Origin of the sequence: Algoriphagus marinus, from assembly GCF_001936475.1 — a bacterium.
Taxonomy (GTDB): domain Bacteria; phylum Bacteroidota; class Bacteroidia; order Cytophagales; family Cyclobacteriaceae; genus Algoriphagus; species Algoriphagus marinus.
This window is the reverse complement of the sequence record NZ_MSPQ01000002.1, coordinates 226,170-243,279: the sequence shown is the minus strand read 5'-3', so window position 1 is coordinate 243,279 and position 17,110 is coordinate 226,170. Positions and strand designations below refer to the sequence as shown.

Below are 17,110 nucleotides of genomic sequence, written 5' to 3'. Positions count from 1 at the left end.
TAAAAAGTAAAAAGCCCAAATCTTAATTGATTTGGGCTTTTCTTTTATCTGGTAAAAAACATTCTAGTGATAAATATTCCTTGACCATCTGCTGTTCCTGCATCACTCTCAACCCCGCTGGTGACAAATGCAAGGGTCCAACCCTCGATCAGCATAGCGTTTACTTTTGAAGAGATTACAGCATCGTTTGATGCAATATTTTGGAAATTAATACCTGTGGCAGAGAAAAAGTTGAGCAACTTGGTCTCTTCCATTTCATCGACTCGAAGATCTTTTCGATCTACTTCTTTCATTTCGCTTTTCTTCCCGTCTGTTCTTTCAGTAGTAAAGAAAGATGCATCAACTTCTGCCTTACTATCAATTATTCTGGATCTACCCAGACCCATCGGGACGATTGATTCTACGACGGTGATGATTTTAAATTCCTTTTGAGAAACTGTAGATTCTTGTGCTTTGCTGCCAAATGCAACAAGGAAAGCTAAAACGACCATCAATGATTTTTTTGACATAGAGTTATAGGTTTTAGGTAAAAGAAAAGGATTTAGAATTTTAGAAAATCACAGGGATTAAATTTAATAGAGAAAATATCAAATAGAAAGCACAAAAAACAAAAGCGAAACGCCTAATACTAGTACCATTTTTTGAGCTTTTTCTTTGTTTTCCACTTCTAATTTCCGTTTTCTCAGCGCCAAAACAGCAAGACTCAAACCTATCAATTGAAGTAATAAACTGACACCATTGAGCGGCCCCATTGGAACTTGAAAGTGAATCAGTTTACTGTTCAATATTGAAATCGTACCCAGAACGATTCCAGTGATTCCGAATAAAAAAGAGCGTTGGAGAAGCACTTCTACAGGTTGATCAGTCCATTTCATAAAGTTGATTTTTAAAAGCTGACGAAGATAGGGAAGAAATTACAAAACAGTTTTTTGCTGACTTGCCAATCTATTCCAATTCATTTGAGCTTGATTTTTGAAAGAGGTTTAGGTGATTTTTTGTTTTTTTCGCTTCTCAAAGTAGTTGGCAATTTCATCAACCGAAAGGGTGTTTAAAGTCATAGCTTTGGTAAGACCACCTTTTCTCCCAATTAATACGCCATATTTCATGTCGTCGTATCCATCCATTTCATGAGCATCCGGATTAATCGATAATTTGACATTTTGCTCCATCGCATAGTGAATCCATCGCCAATCGAGATCCAAGCGCCAAGGATTAGCATTGATTTCAATGACTACGTCATTTGCAGCGCAGGCATCGATTATAGCTTTATGATTTATTGGGTAACCGGCTCTTCGAAGCAAAAGTCTTCCGGTCGGGTGTCCAAGAATTGTTGTATAAGGATTTTCGATTGCTGTAATCAGACGATGCGTTGCCTTTTTGATTTCCATATTCAAAATCGAGTGAATTGAGGCTACGACAAAATCAAATTTCGCCAAAATATCATCTGGATAATCCAACTTACCATCAGCCAAAATATCGCTTTCGATCCCTTTAAAAATTCGAAATGGAGCCATTTCTTTATTTAAGGCATCAATTTCAGCGTGTTGTTTCAACACTTTTTCGATCTCTAGCCCGCCCGCATAAAAGGCCGTGCGACTGTGGTCGGAAATTCCCAAATATTCAAAACCCAAAGCTTTGCAATGCTCAGCCATTTGCCGAAGGCTATGTTTTCCATCACTATACGTGGAGTGATTGTGGAGAATTCCTTTTAGATCTCTTTCCTCCAAAAGTTCAGGAATTGCATTGGCTTTTGCCAAAGCTACTTCACCTAAGCCTTCACGCATTTCTGCAGGAATAAACTGTAGTTCGTTGACCTGAAAAAATTCTTCTTCTGAGTTATAATTTCTTTTAGCAAGCTTTTCAGAAATATTCTCTTTTTCATCCACTAATTCTGCCAAGTGACTTGGGGCAGCAATCAAAGAAAGTTTCTTCCAAAGAAAATCCTTTTTGGTAGTAAAATGAATTGTCATTTTTAGGTTCAACTCTGTCAAAGTTCCTTTCCAGGAAAAAGGACCGGATTGACTCATGTCCCAAACTACAGTTTCCAGCGATTTCAATTTTTCCTTTCCGCCAAAAAGAGAATCCAAACCGATTAAAAATTCCCCTTCCGAAATGATTTCCATTTTTCTGGCAAAATCTCCGACAATAGCAATCAAAGCTGAAGGATAGATTCGTTCAAGTTCTGAGGTGAATTTCTCTATAGTCTCTTCAATATCTGCATAAAGCCACTTTCCTTGATTCGAGGCTTTAAATTCAAGGTTTTGGATAATTGTATCTTGAGTTTTTTCTCCAAATCCTTTCAGTTTAGCAACTTTCCCAGATTGGCAGGCTTCCATAAGTTCATGTGTGGAGGTTACCCCAAGTTCCTCCCAGATTACTTTTACTTTTTTTGGTCCAAGACCCTTGATTTGTAGAATCTCCAAGATTCCCTCAGGAGTTTTTTCCAAAAGATCCTGTAGAGCAGTAAAAGTTTCTTGCTCTTTGAGTTGGGAAATTGCTTCCAAAATACTTTTTCCTACTCCTGGAATTTTGGAGAGCTCCTCTGTGCTGAGATCCATAATGTCCTGATCTCCACGTTCCAGAGAAGTCAGCGCGCTTTGGTAGCTTCTGATTTTAAAGGAATTTTCATCATGCAGCTCCATCAATTGAATGGCGAGCTTCAGTTTTTTGAGTAATGTTTTATGATCCAAAATATTTAAAATTCGTTAGTCAATTAGACAAATGTCTTGAAATAGTGTTTCAATTTAGGCTACTAAGCTTTAACTTAAAATTGAAATCAAAGATTTCCCGAAACCTAAATTCAAAAAATATCAAATGAACTATTGGTTAGTAAAATCCGAACCGGGCTCCTATTCATGGGATGATTTGGTGGCAAAAGGCGAAGATGTCTGGGATGGGGTACGTAACTACCAGGCAAGAAATTTTCTACGTGAAATGAAGAAGGGGGATTTGGTTTATTTTTATCATAGCGGAAAAGAAAAAGCAATCGTTGGAGTGGCCGAGGTTTCTGAGGAAGCATTTCCTGACCCAAAGGATTCGGATTGGGTGGCTGTAAAAATTAAGGAGAAGAAAAAGTTGAAAAAACCAATCACTTTGAGCCAAATAAAATCAGAGGATTTGCTTTCTGAGATGTTGCTAATCAAGCAAAGCAGATTGTCTGTCATGTCCTTGACAAAGGTCGAATTTGACACAATTCAAAAAATGTGCATATGATTAGATTGATAGTTTTTTTGATTTTATGCTCGGTTTCAGTTCAGGTAAATGCTCAGGTAAAATTTGTCAATCGATTTGAAATCGAATCTGATTTATATGATCCTGGTTTTCAGATGAGCCCTTTACCCGATGGAATTGTTTCTTTTCGCACCATTCCTGAAAAATCCCTGAGTTTTAAGCGGGTCTTCCAATATTTTGTTTCAGATTTCAAGCTAAATACCAAGGATGGCTTGGTTGAATTTCCCGTGAAAGAGGGTTTTGATATGCTAGGGTTTGATACAGATGGCAATCAGCTTTTTGTGCTATTTCAAAAAGGATATTCCTTAAGCTCAGAAAAATACATCCTAAACATTGATTTGGAGACCCAAAAGGGATTTGAATTTAGTGCTGATAATCTTCTGGAAATGGATTTAATCGAATTTCTCGTAGTCAACAGAAAGGTGCTTTTTTTGGGAAATACGGATGGGCGCCCAGTGATACAGATTTACGATTTGGATAATAAAGATTTGTACACCGTGCAGGGTATATATAATAATGATACTCAAATTCTACAAATCAAAAAATTACCTGAACTCCAAGCAATGGAAGTGGTCTTGAGTAGAAAAACACCCTATCGAGAGCGGGAAGTCAGTATTAATACCTATGATTTTTTCGGGAATCTGATTCGTGAGATTAAGGTGGATAATTTTGGAGATGAGGGTCAAGAGATAATGGATGCTCTTTTGGTTCAAAAATCAGATTATCAATCGGCTATGATTGGTGCTTTTGGAAGAGATCGAAGTGATTCATACCAAGGGATGTATATTATGGAAATTAATGAGTTTGGCGAGTATGAATTCAAACTTTACACCTTAGCAGATTTCCCTAATTTTTATAATTACTTAGGCGAAAAACCAAAAGAAAGGAAGGCTATAGAAGTGGAGAAAAATTTGGGAAAAGGAAAAATCCCTTCTATTCGAAACTACTATGCAATCAGAGATATTCAGCAAACTCCTGACGCCTATTATATCTATTTTGATCAATTCTCGATTAACAATTCCAGAGGGTCGAGTAGCCTTTATTCCCCTACATCCGGTTACCGAAACAATGGATGGAATCGAACTGGCTATGACCCCAATGTTAGGGATTTTATTACCTCAAATGGAGGTTCTCGTCCTCCCACGATCTATCAAGTAGTTCCAGAATATCAATATGTCTCAGCCCATTTTTCGAAAATTGCAAAAACAGGACAGGTAATTTGGGACAATGCGGCAACCTATGATGGATTGATCACTACTTACCCAGAAGCATTTGGAGAAGTAGCAGTAGTGGGAGATGAGTATTATCATATGTATGTGCGTGACCAGACGATCAAGCTCAGCTATTTTAAAAATGGAGAGAAAGTTTTTGAACATCTAGATTTTGAACTCGAACTTCCTGACGAAAATGAGCGAATTGTAGAGACGAATCCTTCAAGTCTTCGGCTGGTGCATTGGTACGATCGATATTACTTACTTAGCGGAACTCAAAAAATCAGATTCCTCAAACCTTCGGGTGGACAGGATACCAGAGAGGTTTATTTTTTGACCAAGGTTTTGGTCAATGGTGATTTGTATATGCCGGAAGGACCTTCGGACTAGAATTATTTTTATATTTACCCGCAAATCTACCCCATGCAAAAAAGACTAGTCTTAGACCAAGGACAGATTGAGATCGTACTCAGAAGATTCTGTCACCAATTGATCGAAAATCACGATAATTTTGACAATACCGTTTTATTGGGTTTGCAACCTCGGGGACCTATTTTGTTGGATAAAATTGTGAAACTTCTGGAAGAAATCTCAGGACAGAAAGTTCCTTCAGGATACCTTGATGCCACTTTTCATAGAGATGACTTCAGAAGGAGAGATTTTCCCTTGAAAGCCAACGAAACCAAAATAGATTTTTTGGTGGAATCGAAAAAAGTAATCCTTGTCGATGATGTGCTCTATAAAGGCAGATCAGTAAGAGCGGCGATGGATGCAATGATTGCTTTTGGTAGACCTGCCAAAGTAGAATTGATGGTCTTGGTAGATCGCAAACTCACCAGAGACTATCCTATTATGCCAGATTATTATGGCGTGAGAGTTCATACCCTAGAAAGCCAATATGTAGTAGTAGAATGGGCTGATCAGGGTTTTGAAAAAGACGCGATTTGGATCACAGAGAAAGTTAAAGCCTAATTATGTCGCAGCTCAGCACCAAACACTTACTAGGAATCAAGAATCTCACAGAGGGAGATATACATCTTATATTAGAGACTGCGGCCAACTTTAAAGAAGTGATCAACCGTCCGATCAAGAAGGTACCTTCGCTACGGGATATCACCATCGCCAATGTTTTTTTTGAAAACTCAACTCGGACTCGATTATCTTTTGAATTGGCAGAAAAGAGACTTTCTGCAGATGTAGTTAATTTTTCCTCAAGCAACTCCTCGGTAAAGAAGGGGGAAACTCTTGTAGACACGGTGAACAATATCCTTGCGATGAAAGTCGATATGGTGGTGATGCGTCATTCAAGTCCAGGGGCGCCGCATTTTCTTTCACGGAATGTGAAAGCCAATATTGTGAATGCCGGGGATGGAACACATGAGCATCCAACGCAAGCCCTTTTGGACGCCTATTCCATCAAGGAGAAATTTGGAGATGTAGCAGGGAAGAAAGTCGCTATCATCGGAGATATTTTGCACTCCAGAGTAGCACTATCGAATATCTTTTGTTTGAAAAAATTAGGTGCTGAAGTGATGGTTTGTGGACCAATTACACTACTTCCCAAATACATTGAAAGTCTTGGGGTCAAAGTCGAATTAGATGTCAAAAAAGCACTTCAATGGTGTGACGTTGCCAACGTGCTTCGAATTCAATTGGAGCGGCAGCAAATCAAATATTTCCCAAGCCTTCGGGAATATTCACTCTATTACGGAATCAATAAAAAACTACTCTCTGAGCTGGATAAAGAAATTGTGATTATGCATCCAGGCCCTATTAACCGAGGAGTGGAATTGAACTCTGATGTAGCAGATTCAGATCAAGCCATTATTCTTGACCAAGTAGAAAATGGTGTGGCAGTCCGAATGGCGGTTTTATACTTGCTTGCCGGAGCCAAGGGATAGAAAGATTGTGTGATTCACATCTAACCAAAAAAAGGATGTATGGATTAGAATGAATAATCCATACATCCTTTTTCATTTTCTAGAAATTGGAATTATTTCTCCATTTCCCTCCTCCTACATAAAATCCTAGTGTGAATCCAAAATACTGATTGCTAGCTTCCCCTATGACTTGCCCAGAGGTATTTTGGAGATCACTTTTTGGTACAAAATTGTATTCAGCACCCATTCGGAATTTTCCTAACTCTACTCCGGCGCGTACCATTGGAGCCCATTTGAAGTCTGCATCTAAGTTTCCGATATCATCAGGATTATCAAAGTCACCATTTTCTACATCCAAATTACTTAATGCGTAATACCCATATCCTACACCGATGAATGGAGCTGCATTGCTTTTGCCATTATTGAAATAATAATCAAAGGTTCCTGAAACAGAAACATTTGCAGAAACTTCGCCATCGTAGTCTTCATTAAAATCATAATAAGTGACATCTTTGGCTATACCTGCCACTCCAAAGCGTATTCCTACATTCATTTTATTATTTAGATTGACTTTTGGTTCCAAGTTTACAAGTGCACCAATACCCCCTCCCTGAGGAATTGCTGGTCCAAGATCCATACCCATACGGAATCTACCCGCTTGCTGCGCAAAAGTAGTTTGTGCCAGAGCCAAAGTGAGGATGGCAATTAAGAGCTTTTTCATAGTTATTTCTGAGTTAAATTATTTTTTAAAAAGATTGATCTATCAAAAAGAAGTCCAAAATCATGTAACCTATTGATCATTCCTGTAGTTTTAGGCTCAAATCCCTTTTTATGCTGATCGTAAATAACCTCATTAAAAAGTATGGCAAGCAAAATGCCGTCGATGATATTTCTTTTGAACTACAAGGTGGCGAGGTAGTCGGGCTTCTTGGACCTAATGGTGCTGGAAAAAGTACTACGATGAAATGTATCGTTGGACTTCTTCGAAAAACTTCCGGTGAAATTACCCTAGGTGGGTATGATCATTTGAGCGTTGAGGCAAAGCGGCTCTTTAGCTATATCCCTGAGACACCTTATGTCTATGATCTTTTGACTGTGCGAGAGCATCTTCAATTCATCGCGCAAGCTTATAATGTGAAGGATTGGAAGAAAAAGGGAGATGATTTACTGGATCTTTTTGAACTGGATGATAAAGCAGAAAAACTCGGGAGAGACCTTTCCAAAGGCATGCGGCAAAAAGTATCCATTTGCTGCGCCCTATTGCCAGATCCTCAGGTACTCTTCTTTGATGAGCCCATGATTGGTCTGGATCCCAAGGCGATCAAAAACACAAGACAGGTTTTTAGGGAATTGAAAAACCAAGGAAAGACAATCCTTGTGAGTACTCACCTGATTGATAGCGTAGAGAGTATTGCAGACCGGATAATGATCTTGAAAGATGGCCGAATCATTGGAAATGATTCAATCTCAAATTTGAAACAACAAGCTTTGCAAGGCGAAGGAACTTCTCTGGAGGACCTGTTTTTAGAATTGACCAAAGATGCGTGAGATCAAACTTCTTCTGAGGAAGGATCTGCTGATCCTTCTTAATAATATAAAGCTCATTCTGAAAAACCCACTGAGGCTTTTACCTTATGTAGCAATAGTCGGGTATTTTGCTTTTATGTATTGGCTTCGATTGGGGAATCGGGAAGATTCTACACAACAGATTCCAGAATTTGATCCTAATGCAATACCCGAGGTGAATTTTGCTGGGCAAAATATTGTGGGAGGAGTGACCATTCTGGCTCTTTCATTACTGATTTATCAGCTTTTTCGTGCTACCAAAAAGAACGTCAGTTTTTTCAAAATGGCTGATGTGAATCTGCTGTTTACAGCACCTGTGAAACCTGAAAACCTCCTTATTTATTATATGGGGAGATCGATTCTACCTTCTTTAGGTGGTGCCATCTTATTTACATTTTATGGGATAAGTCAAATAGCGGATAAATTTGAACTGAGTTTCGGAAATCTGTTTTTCACCATTCTTGGATTGGGGTTCTTCCTGTTTATGATTCAGCCAATTCGGTTTTTGGTTTATACACTGCATACCCGATTTGGTGTCATGGAGTATATCAAAAATGGAGTCATCATTCTAGCGATTTTACTAAGTGCGATGATTTTGATTCCAGGTTTAATGGCGGATAAATTTTGGCAGGGAATGTTTTCCTGGATTGGCTCGCCTTGGTTTGATTTCTTCCCAATAGTAGGTTGGAGTAGAGGGATCATGTCTTTTTGGGTGCATAGCAATTGGATTCTCTCCTCTGCTTTTGTGGTGCTCTATGGACTGTCCTACTTTGTGGTGTTAAAGTTGGTGATTCAGTTTTCAGGCTATTATTATGAGGATGTTTTGGAAGCGACCAAATCCAATGAAGAAAAGCTCGAAAAAGTAAGGGGGAAAAAGGAACAAAGCGAAGCAAATTTTAGCCTTAACTCGAAGAAGAAATTGGCTTTGCCGGATTTTGGGCCAGGAGCAAAGGCTTTCTATTGGAGAAATTACATCCATGCATCAAGACAGGATTTTCATCCTTTGTTTGGAATTTATTCCTTGATTTTGGCTGGCTTGGGAATCCTGTTTGCGATCCTCTCTTTGTTTGATTGGTTTTCGCACATTGTGATTTATGTCTATTTGATTATCCTGATCTTGATTTATTTCCTTGCGGGCACGGGAAGGGCGAATATTGGAGATTTGAAAAAGCCATTTTTCTACCTGGTACCTGCCAGTTGGAGTTCTAAATTTTGGAACATGATCAAGTTGGACTTGGTGCAGATCCTTCTCTTTTGTACCGTTTTGATTGTGCCGACAGTGTTTATTGCAGGATTGGATTGGCTGGTGATTCCAAGTTTCCTGATCGGGATTTTGGCATTTTACCTTACAGGTCTCGGCATCAATCTGATTCCTCAGATCGGATTGGATGAAGGTTGGGATCGAGTGCTGATCAAACCATTAATGATTGGAGGGATTTTGCTTTTCGGATTGGTTCCTGCTGGAGTAGCTTCGATTATCGCTTTTGTGATTAGCAAACAGTTTGTGTGGGCGCTTTTGACCTTATCGGTTGGAATGACATTTATCGCCCTTATTCTGATCCATGTGACATTGGATATTCTGAAGCGACTTGAGTTTAAGGAAATCTAGTGTGCCGAATTTTATTTTGTTTTAAACGAATAGAATTCCAGTACCCTAAAAAAATCCTGTAATTTTGGCCTACCAAATGTAACTGACTATGATTTACAATTCCATAATAGAAACCATCGGAAATACCCCGATGATCCGTCTCAATAAACTTGCAAAAGACATCCAAGGAGAAGTCCTGGTGAAAGTAGAATACTTCAATCCGGGTAACTCCATGAAAGATCGTATGGCGATCAAAATGGTAGAAGATGCTGAGAAAGCAGGTTTGCTCAAGCCAGGAGGAACAATCATCGAAGGAACCAGTGGAAATACAGGGATGGGATTGGCGCTTGCAGCTGTAGCCAAAGGTTATAAGTGTATTTTCACCATGGCTGATAAGCAGTCCAAGGAGAAAATAGACATTCTAAAAGCTGTTGGAGCAGAAGTGATCGTTTGCCCAACAAACGTTTCTCCTGAAGATCCAAGATCTTACTATTCAGTGGCCCGTAAACTGAATGCCGATATCCCGAATTCATTTTATCCAAATCAGTATGATAATATGTCCAATACTGCGGCTCACTATGAGACCACAGGTCCGGAAATATGGAATGATACTGACGGAAAAATCACCCATTATGCAGCTGGTGTAGGTACCGGTGGATCTATGTGCGGTACAGCGATGTATTTGAAAGAGCAAAATCCAAATGTTGTAACCGTGGGAATTGATACCTATGGGTCGGTTTTCAAGAAATACAAAGAGACAGGCATTTTTGATGAAAAGGAAGTTTACCCTTATTTGACTGAAGGTATAGGGGAAGATATTCTACCGAAGAATGTCAACTTTGATATGATTGATCATTTCGTCAAAGTGACTGATAAAGATGCTGCAGTGATGACACGTCGCTTGGCCAAAGAAGAAGGGCTGTTTGTAGGCTGGTCTTGTGGATCCGCAGTTCACGGCGCTTTGGAATGGGCTAAGGAAAACCTGGAAGAAGGCGATCAAATGGTCATTATCTTACCAGATCACGGAACTCGCTATTTAGGAAAGGTCTATAATGACGAGTGGATGCGAAATCATGGATTCTTAGAAAACAGGACTTATTCCACAGCAAGAGATATTATTGCACAGCGGAATGGAAGCTATACTTTGGTTTCTACTCAGAAGTCTGATTCTGTGAAAGAGGCAATCGGCCTGATGAATAAAACCAGTGTATCCCAGATTCCTGTTTTGGAAAATGGAGAGGTCGTGGGTAGCTTGACCGATAATAAATTGTTGGCTAGAATCATCGAAAATCCAACACTTAAGGATGCTCATGTGTCTGATGTGATGGAAGATTCGATGAAATTCGTGGCTTTGGATAGCACTTTGGATGTGCTATCGTCTATGGTAGAAAAGGAAAAAGCAGTTTTGGTTCGTGACGCTACTAACCAAGTGCATATCATTACCAAACATGATATTTTAGAGGCCTTTACCAAATAATCAACCAAAATGGATCCCCGGAAAATTCAACAAATCATCGACACCGGAGTTGATTTTGATATTCAGGAAATTCTTCAAACAGCCTGGGTCCTATTCAAGGCCCGGGCTTCCTTTCATATTGGTTTCATGTTTATTATTGGAGCTACCCAGGCATTTTTCGCCTATTACTTAGAGGATTTTGTTTCCATTTATTCTATCCTGTTAGCTCCGGCTTTAATTGCTGGATTTTATTTGGTAGCAAATCGCCTGAGTCAGGAAGAATACGTCGATTTTCAAAATTATTTTGATGGTTTCAAGTATTGGCTTCTTGTGGTTACTATCAATTTGATAAGTGGGATTTTGACAGTATTGGGGATTTTTGCTCTTATACTACCGGGAATATATTTGGCTGTCGGTTATATGTTTGCCATGCTTTTTGGGATTTTCGGAGGATTTGACTTTTGGACCTCGATGGAGATGAGCCGGAAACTGGTCACCACAAATTGGTGGAAGTTTTTTGGATTCGTTTTGATTTTGTTGCTCCTTAATATTGCTGGTCTATTGACATTTATTATTGGAATATTGATTACAGTGCCTGTCACTTACTTGGCGATCTATGTTCTTTTCGAACAATTGACAAAGGATGCTGTAGATGAATCGTCAGAAGGCGAAAAAACGATTACTCATTTGTAAGAATCATTGCTTCAACTCTGTCTCTAACTTTTTCGCAAAACTCACTTACTGCATTTTCAGATTGAATAGGAGGGGTCATGGCTTTTGAAAAATAGATTCGGACTTTTCCAGGACTTAGGAGAAGGGAGCCTCTTTTCATGATTTTGTCAGCACCGAGGACTGCCATAGGAAGGATGGGGATTCTGGTCTCTATGGAAAGCCGAAATGCTCCTTTCTGGAAAGGAAGTAGGGTTGAAGAAGTGTTATTACGTGTTCCCTCGGGAGCGACGACAACTGATTTTCCATTTTCCAATAGTTTGATCAATCTGGCCACGCTTTCTCTTCTGGATTCGGTGGAGGTGCGATCCACCCAAATGGCAAACTTTCCAACGACGTAACCAAATACGGGAATCTTTGAAAGTTCTTTTTTTCCCAAAGCCCTTAATTCCTGCGGAATCGACATGGGGATCACTGGTGCATCAAGAAATGATCGGTGATTAAAAATATAGATATAGGGACGACTTTTATCAATGTATTCCAAACCGTGAACTTCGTATCTAATACCTGAAAGAAATGACCATATCCCTGCCCAGAGTCTGATAAAAAAAAACGAAATCTTGTCGCCTCGGTCGCTTATTAATATCGGTACTACTATAAAAACACTTAGTAAAAGCATTAATAGAATAAAAATCGAGACTGAATAGACCGTATAAATGACTTGGAATACTTTCATTTGGTTTGAAAATGACTAATTTTACAGCGATAAATAAATCTTCACTCTTTGCTTGCATAAGCCTCCGAGCGTTCGGAGGCTTTTTTTGTTTAGTTGCCCAATTTTAAAGCAGTTAGTTCAGAATTGCAACCTTTTGATTTTGAAGTCTTGCTAGTGATTTTTCGCAGATGGACTATATGAAATTACAGAAAATCCCTACCTTTGCAATCCGTTCGAGTGAAAGGGGTGTGTTAGATTTTCTAATGCATTGATTTACAACTAAAAAACAACAGTCCGATGACCCTGAGACTGTTGGCTATGCAGGGTTAAAATTATATGTCTAACAAAGCAGAATTTAACTGGGAAGATTTCGAAACCAAAGGTTTTGGCGAGGGATATTCCAAAGCGCAACGCGAGCAGATGGCAGCAATGTACGAAGGCACGCTAAGCGAAATCACTGAAAAGGAAGTCATCAAAGGTACCGTTGTAGGTGTTAATGACAAGGACGTGATCATCAACATTGGATTCAAATCTGATGGATTGGTTCCGTTGAGTGAATTTAGAGATCTAGAGTCTATCAAGCCAGGTGATACTGTAGAAGTATTTATCGAAGAGCAGGAAAACTCATTGGGTCAGTTGATCCTTTCCCGTAAGAAGGCAAAGATCGTACGTGCATGGCAGGACATCGAAGATGCTCTTGAGAACGATAACGTGATCGAAGGTTTGGTGAAGAGAAGAACTAAGGGTGGTTTGATCGTGGATATCTACGGTGTTGAAGCATTCTTGCCAGGTTCTCAGATCGACGTGAAGCCTATCCGTGATTTCGATATCTATGTAGGTAAGAAAATGGAAGTGAAAGTGGTGAAAATCAACCACGCAAATGATAACGTAGTTGTTTCTCATAAGATCTTGATCGAGAAGGATCTAGAGAAGCAAAAAGCAGAAATCCTAAACAACCTAGAGAAAGGTCAGGTATTGGAAGGTGTGATCAAGAACATGACCAACTTCGGTGTATTCATCGATCTAGGTGGTGTAGATGGTCTTCTTCACATTACAGATATCTCTTGGGGACGTATCAATCATCCGGAAGAAGTATTGCAGCTTGATCAGAAAGTTCAGATTGTGGTACTTGACTTTGATGACGATAAGAGAAGAATTTCTTTGGGTATGAAGCAGCTTTCTGCTCATCCTTGGGATTCTTTGGCAGCAAGCCTAGAAGTAGGTAGCAGGGTGAAAGGTAAGATTGTAAACGTAGCTGACTACGGTGCATTCCTTGAGTTGGCTCCTGGTGTAGAAGGTTTGATCCACGTATCAGAAATGAGCTGGTCTCAGCATTTGAGAAACCCTGCTGATTTTGTAAAAGTTGGTGACGAGGTAGAAGCAGTAGTATTGACTTTGGACAAAGATGACAGAAAAATGTCTCTTGGAATCAAGCAATTGACTGAAGATCCTTGGACTAAGCAGGATATGAACACGAAATATGCGGTAGGTACTAAGCATAAAGGTGTAGTAAGAAACTTGACAAACTTCGGTCTTTTCCTTGAGTTGGAAGAGGGAATCGATGGTCTAGTTCACGTTTCTGACTTGTCTTGGACTAAGAAAATCAAGCATCCATCTGAGTTTGTGAAAGTAGGAGATGAGCTAGAAGTAGCTGTTCTTGAACTTGACGTAGATAACAGAAGACTTGCTCTTGGACATAAGCAGTTGGAAGAAAATCCTTGGGATACTTTCGAATCTGTGTTCCCAGTAGGATCTGTTCATAAGTGTACTGTCAATTCTAAGAATGACAAAGGTGCCGTTCTTGAGCTTCCTTATGGTCTTGAAGGATTTGCGACTATCAAAAATCTGGAGAAAGAAGACGGTTCTCAGGTAGAAGTTGGTGAGTCATTAGACTTCAAAGTGACTGAGTTCTCTAAAGATGACAAGCGAATCGTTCTTTCTCACACAGCAATGTTCAAAGAAGATGCGAAGCCTGCTAAGAAGGCTGCTTCTAAGAAGAAGGAAGATTCTTCTGATTCAGGTTCTTCTTCTTCAGCACCAGCTGAGAAGTCTACTCTAGGTGACTTGGACGCTCTTGCAGAATTGAAAGAGAAAATGGAAGGAAAAAAGTAAGAAGTTAGATTCTAGACTTTAGAATCAAGACTTACTTAATATTGAAAACGCCGGCTGAATAATCAGTCGGTGTTTTTTTGTGCTAAGTTTTCTTGAATAAGTAGTGCTGATTTTTTTCAGCTTGAAGCGAATTCTTTGGAAAGAGGAATGTGACTAATAATTTTTAAATCAATAATTTTATCAATATCTTTTTCGTTCAAATTAAGGAAGAGAAACTCCGTATATAATTCTTAAAATTATTACACATCAAAGATCCTTTCACCTTTTCATTAATTGACTATGAAAAAAATCATTGTTTTAGTTTGTCTTTTCGGAGTCCATTTTGGCATTTTTGCCCAATCAACTCTCGAAGTGAAAGGTTATTTGGGGGTTTCCAGTACTCAGTTGGCGAGAAAAGCGGATTTAGTAGGAGTGGGGGGCGTTGAAATGAATAATCTAACTGAGTTTGGTTTTTTACTTTCTAAAAGAATCAGTCAAAAGTTAAGGTTTACTGCCGGAGTTGGGTATTCCTTTAGTGAAGTCAAATATCAGCCTCCTTTTTGTTCAAGCTGTGGAGAGGAATTTAATTCAGGCCAAATTTCTGATTTTAAAATGTTGTCTTTTCCCATCTATGCAGAATATACGCTAGGGAAGTACTTTTATGCAGCAGCAGGACCAATCATTGATTTAGAACTCTCAAATGAGGAAACTTATTCTGATCAAAGCGGCATTGGGTACTTAATTGGTTTAGGAGCAAGATGGCAAGCTGAAAAGTTCACTTTTTCCATTTTCCCGAATTACAAAAGGCATGGTATGATTCCTTTTGATAATTCTTCAAAATTCAAACATGTCCTTCAGGAAATCGGGGTTCAAGCGGGAGTAAGATATAGCTTCTAGCATAATTCCTAACGATCGATTCCCGCTTTATTCAAACCTCTAGAAAAATAAAAGCATCCCGAATTCGGGATGCTTTTTTGTTGAGGTCGAGAGCGGATTCGAACCGCTGTACAAGGTTTTGCAGACCTCTGCCTAGCCACTCGGCCACTCGACCAATCTGAATTGGAATGCAAATGTAGGTAATATCTCTATTCCTCCAAAAAAGCAATGAGATATTTTAAGTTCCTAATAAATTTCGAAACTGCTCAATCTAACAAAGTGGGTTTGAGAAAACTCTTTAAGGTTGATTTTCAGCAGTGTACGTATTTGAAGCAAAATAAGCATTATTTATAATCATTCTAAATTAAAAATATCTCCTTTTTGACACCCTAATATGCTGGAAATCAATTTTATATAAATTCAATTGAGACAGGTTACAAACTGTCACAACAAACGAAACCTTGTTTGAAAAATTGGCTTCGGGTAGTACCTTTGCAAGGGTTATAGAAAACCATTTAAACTATTTAATTAGCTAAAATATGTTATCCAAACGCTCGTTAGTAGGGGTTCGATTGAATTTCCACACACTGGCAGTGCTATTTTTCCTCTTGATCGGGACGCAAGCTTTTGCAGCGGATCCATCAGTGGCAAATAGTGACGAAGCAGTAGCAGCAGGTAAGACTGTGTTTAATGCCAACTGTAAGCAATGTCATAAGCTGGATCAAAAGTACACTGGTCCTGCCTTGAGAGGTGCTACAGACCGACAATCAGTTGAGCTTGTCAAAAAATTCATCAAAAATTCCGGTGCTGTCATTGCTTCAGGAGATGCTTATTATGCGGCACTCTACAAGGAATACAATAATTTGGCTATGCCGTCTCATGAGTTTTTGTCTGACGATGATTTAAACAATCTTCTCGCCTACATAGAATATGGTGATGTGGTAGATCCAGCGGCGGCAGTTGCTGCGGCAGGAACTGACGGAGCTGTGGCTACTGGTGGAGGGATTCCAAATGAGTATTTGACTGGGATCGTTGTGGTCTTGGTTTTGGTACTTCTTTTAATCCTGATTGTACTAGGATTGATTATCTCAGTTCTCACCAAGTATTTGAATAAGCAAGAACTTGATGAAACAGACAAAGAATTTGTATCCCAAAAATTTGAGTTTGGAAAAATCCTTCGTAGTGATGGGTTTATCGTCATTGTGACTGCTTTAGTAGTAGCGATGGTTGCCAAAACAGCGATTGATGGACTTTACTCTGTTGGTGTGCAGCAAGGATATGCGCCAACTCAGCCAATTGCTTATTCTCACGCACTGCATGCAGGTACTTTAGAGATTGCTTGTCAATACTGTCATACAGGAGTCGAGATTGGGAAATCAGCAAATATTCCATCTGCTAACATTTGTATGAACTGTCATACACATATTCAAAATGTGGAGGGTAAAGATGGTATATCTCCAGAGATCCAAAAGATTTATGATGCAGTTGATAATAATAAGCCAATAGAATGGGTTAGAGTGCACAATTTACCTGATCTAGCTTATTTCAACCACTCCCAGCACGTGAAAGTAGGAGGCATTGAATGTCAAACTTGTCACGGACCTATCCAGGAAATGGAGGTCGTTGGCCAGCACAGTTCGTTGACCATGGGATGGTGTATTGATTGTCACAGACAAACTGAGATTGCTACGGCTGGAAATGCCTATTACGATAAGTTGGTTCAACTTCATTCTGACTCCAAAGATGCTTTGAAAGTGAAAGATATCGGAGGTTTGGAGTGTGCTAAGTGCCACTATTAATTCATCATTCTATTTGAAAATTCATTCT

The 17,110-nt window shown here is 39.3% G+C and carries 16 protein-coding genes and 1 tRNA gene; 11 read left to right on the top strand and 6 right to left on the bottom strand.

The window, feature by feature from the left end; genetic code table 11:
• Nucleotides 1-44: 44 nt before the first annotated feature.
• The 3 genes from BVC88_RS05500 to BVC88_RS05490 all read right to left on the bottom strand — a co-directional run bounded on the left by BVC88_RS05500 (nt 45) and on the right by BVC88_RS05490 (nt 2,690).
• Complete coding sequence (locus BVC88_RS05500) at nt 45-509, bottom strand: hypothetical protein (protein WP_075349651.1); 465 nt, start codon at nt 507-509, stop codon at nt 45-47.
• 78 nt (nt 510-587) lie between these two features.
• On the bottom strand, nt 588-875 hold the full coding sequence (locus BVC88_RS05495; protein ID WP_075349650.1) for a hypothetical protein: 288 nt from the start codon (nt 873-875) through the stop codon (nt 588-590).
• A gap of 108 nt (nt 876-983) precedes the next feature.
• Nucleotides 984-2,690 carry a DNA polymerase/3'-5' exonuclease PolX gene (locus tag BVC88_RS05490; RefSeq protein WP_075349649.1) on the bottom strand — a complete coding sequence of 569 codons (1,707 nt, stop codon included), beginning with the start codon at nt 2,688-2,690 and terminating at the stop codon, nt 984-986.
• Between the two features lie 124 nt (nt 2,691-2,814).
• Between BVC88_RS05490 and BVC88_RS05485 the strand changes: the two genes are divergently transcribed.
• Genes BVC88_RS05485 through BVC88_RS05470 form a run of 4 tightly spaced genes read left to right on the top strand, consistent with a single transcriptional unit; the run spans nt 2,815 to nt 6,343 of the window.
• Nucleotides 2,815-3,213, top strand: coding sequence for an EVE domain-containing protein (locus tag BVC88_RS05485; protein WP_075349648.1), 399 nt, complete (start codon nt 2,815-2,817; stop codon nt 3,211-3,213).
• Nucleotides 3,210-4,832, top strand: a complete 1,623-nt coding sequence (locus BVC88_RS05480) for a hypothetical protein (RefSeq protein WP_075349647.1) — start codon at nt 3,210-3,212, stop codon at nt 4,830-4,832. The genes BVC88_RS05485 and BVC88_RS05480 overlap by 4 nt, the downstream gene beginning before the upstream one ends.
• A 33-nt stretch (nt 4,833-4,865) precedes the next feature.
• Entirely contained in the window at nt 4,866-5,414 is a 549-nt protein-coding gene (pyrR, locus tag BVC88_RS05475; protein ID WP_075349646.1) for a bifunctional pyr operon transcriptional regulator/uracil phosphoribosyltransferase PyrR, read from the top strand.
• A 2-nt stretch (nt 5,415-5,416) separates the two neighbouring features.
• Nucleotides 5,417-6,343: an aspartate carbamoyltransferase catalytic subunit gene (locus BVC88_RS05470; RefSeq protein ID WP_075349645.1), complete on the top strand. Its 927-nt coding sequence runs from the start codon at nt 5,417-5,419 to the stop codon at nt 6,341-6,343.
• A 79-nt stretch (nt 6,344-6,422) separates the two neighbouring features.
• Here BVC88_RS05470 and BVC88_RS05465 read toward each other — a convergent pair whose 3' ends face one another.
• Nucleotides 6,423-7,043, bottom strand: coding sequence for an outer membrane beta-barrel protein (locus BVC88_RS05465; protein WP_075349644.1), 621 nt, complete (start codon nt 7,041-7,043; stop codon nt 6,423-6,425).
• A 110-nt stretch (nt 7,044-7,153) separates the two neighbouring features.
• Here BVC88_RS05465 and BVC88_RS05460 point away from each other — a divergent pair, with 110 nt between their 5' ends.
• From BVC88_RS05460 to BVC88_RS05445, 4 genes are all read left to right on the top strand, one after another.
• Nucleotides 7,154-7,870, top strand: coding sequence for an ABC transporter ATP-binding protein (locus BVC88_RS05460; protein WP_075349643.1), 717 nt, complete (start codon nt 7,154-7,156; stop codon nt 7,868-7,870).
• Nucleotides 7,863-9,497 carry a putative ABC exporter domain-containing protein gene (locus tag BVC88_RS05455; protein WP_075349642.1) on the top strand — a complete coding sequence of 545 codons (1,635 nt, stop codon included), beginning with the start codon at nt 7,863-7,865 and terminating at the stop codon, nt 9,495-9,497. Before BVC88_RS05460 ends, BVC88_RS05455 begins: the two co-directional genes overlap by 8 nt.
• 88 nt (nt 9,498-9,585) lie before the next feature.
• Nucleotides 9,586-10,953, top strand: coding sequence for a pyridoxal-phosphate dependent enzyme (locus BVC88_RS05450; protein WP_075349641.1), 1,368 nt, complete (start codon nt 9,586-9,588; stop codon nt 10,951-10,953).
• A gap of 9 nt (nt 10,954-10,962) precedes the next feature.
• On the top strand, nt 10,963-11,625 hold the full coding sequence (locus BVC88_RS05445; protein ID WP_075349640.1) for a hypothetical protein: 663 nt from the start codon (nt 10,963-10,965) through the stop codon (nt 11,623-11,625).
• Here BVC88_RS05445 and BVC88_RS05440 read toward each other — a convergent pair.
• Nucleotides 11,612-12,337 carry a lysophospholipid acyltransferase family protein gene (locus tag BVC88_RS05440; RefSeq protein WP_075349639.1) on the bottom strand — a complete coding sequence of 242 codons (726 nt, stop codon included), beginning with the start codon at nt 12,335-12,337 and terminating at the stop codon, nt 11,612-11,614. The genes BVC88_RS05445 and BVC88_RS05440 overlap by 14 nt on opposite strands.
• A gap of 315 nt (nt 12,338-12,652) precedes the next feature.
• Here BVC88_RS05440 and rpsA point away from each other — a divergent pair, with 315 nt between their 5' ends.
• Nucleotides 12,653-14,428 (top strand): 30S ribosomal protein S1, encoded by a 1,776-nt coding sequence (rpsA, locus tag BVC88_RS05435; protein WP_075349638.1) that lies wholly within the window; start codon nt 12,653-12,655, stop codon nt 14,426-14,428.
• 279 nt (nt 14,429-14,707) lie between these two features.
• A complete protein-coding gene (locus BVC88_RS05430; RefSeq protein WP_075349637.1) occupies nt 14,708-15,304 on the top strand; it encodes an outer membrane beta-barrel protein in 597 nt (198 codons plus the stop codon).
• 83 nt (nt 15,305-15,387) lie between these two features.
• Here the strand turns inward: BVC88_RS05430 and BVC88_RS05425 are convergent.
• Nucleotides 15,388-15,458, bottom strand: a tRNA-Cys gene (locus BVC88_RS05425).
• Nucleotides 15,459-15,822: 364 nt separating this feature from the next.
• Here BVC88_RS05425 and BVC88_RS05420 point away from each other — a divergent pair.
• Entirely contained in the window at nt 15,823-17,082 is a 1,260-nt protein-coding gene (locus tag BVC88_RS05420) for a c-type cytochrome (RefSeq protein WP_075349636.1), read from the top strand.
• Nucleotides 17,083-17,110 lie beyond the last annotated feature (28 nt).

Coding starts and splice junctions, on each gene's coding strand:
- BVC88_RS05500 (WP_075349651.1), bottom strand. CDS start 509: ATGTCAAAAAAATCATTGATGGTCGTTTTAGCTTTCCTTGTTGCATTT.
- BVC88_RS05495 (WP_075349650.1), bottom strand. CDS start 875: ATGAAATGGACTGATCAACCTGTAGAAGTGCTTCTCCAACGCTCTTTT.
- BVC88_RS05485 (WP_075349648.1), top strand. CDS start 2,815: ATGAACTATTGGTTAGTAAAATCCGAACCGGGCTCCTATTCATGGGAT.
- BVC88_RS05480 (WP_075349647.1), top strand. CDS start 3,210: ATGATTAGATTGATAGTTTTTTTGATTTTATGCTCGGTTTCAGTTCAG.
- pyrR (WP_075349646.1), top strand. CDS start 4,866: ATGCAAAAAAGACTAGTCTTAGACCAAGGACAGATTGAGATCGTACTC.
- BVC88_RS05470 (WP_075349645.1), top strand. CDS start 5,417: ATGTCGCAGCTCAGCACCAAACACTTACTAGGAATCAAGAATCTCACA.
- BVC88_RS05465 (WP_075349644.1), bottom strand. CDS start 7,043: ATGAAAAAGCTCTTAATTGCCATCCTCACTTTGGCTCTGGCACAAACT.
- BVC88_RS05460 (WP_075349643.1), top strand. CDS start 7,154: ATGCTGATCGTAAATAACCTCATTAAAAAGTATGGCAAGCAAAATGCC.
- BVC88_RS05455 (WP_075349642.1), top strand. CDS start 7,863: ATGCGTGAGATCAAACTTCTTCTGAGGAAGGATCTGCTGATCCTTCTT.
- BVC88_RS05450 (WP_075349641.1), top strand. CDS start 9,586: ATGATTTACAATTCCATAATAGAAACCATCGGAAATACCCCGATGATC.
- BVC88_RS05445 (WP_075349640.1), top strand. CDS start 10,963: ATGGATCCCCGGAAAATTCAACAAATCATCGACACCGGAGTTGATTTT.
- BVC88_RS05440 (WP_075349639.1), bottom strand. CDS start 12,337: ATGAAAGTATTCCAAGTCATTTATACGGTCTATTCAGTCTCGATTTTT.
- rpsA (WP_075349638.1), top strand. CDS start 12,653: ATGTCTAACAAAGCAGAATTTAACTGGGAAGATTTCGAAACCAAAGGT.
- BVC88_RS05430 (WP_075349637.1), top strand. CDS start 14,708: ATGAAAAAAATCATTGTTTTAGTTTGTCTTTTCGGAGTCCATTTTGGC.
- BVC88_RS05420 (WP_075349636.1), top strand. CDS start 15,823: ATGTTATCCAAACGCTCGTTAGTAGGGGTTCGATTGAATTTCCACACA.